Origin of the sequence: Tritonibacter sp. SIMBA_163, assembly GCF_046535935.1 — a bacterium.
Classification (GTDB): domain Bacteria; phylum Pseudomonadota; class Alphaproteobacteria; order Rhodobacterales; family Rhodobacteraceae; genus Epibacterium; species Epibacterium scottomollicae.
In genome coordinates, this window is record NZ_JAWJBP010000758.1 from 1 (window position 1) to 258 (window position 258).

1 protein-coding gene is annotated in these 258 nt (G+C 43.8%); it reads right to left on the reverse strand.

The window, feature by feature from the left end; translation table 11 throughout:
* On the reverse strand, positions 1 to 250 hold a 250-nt coding region (locus R0J92_RS24360), incomplete at its 3' end, for a CbiQ family ECF transporter T component (RefSeq protein ID WP_411053578.1).
* Between the last annotated feature and the right edge of the window lie 8 nt (positions 251 to 258).

Genomic DNA, 258 nt, shown 5'->3' on the forward strand with positions numbered 1-258 from the left:
GCAGTTGACCAATCAGTAAACTCAGGCTGCGCATTCCAACACGCCAGTTTCCATAGCCCAAGCGAGATTGTTGGGCAGTGAGGATTTCCATTACGGTATCGGTTAAAACAAAAATAAAACGATACATCAACACAAGGAGTTCGGTAATTAAAGGGGGACAACGGAAGTCTCTTAAGACGCGGATAATTTCCACAAATGGAACCGTAAAGAGAATAAAATACAGACAAGAAGTCAGCGCGATCGCGCGCAAAAAAATGG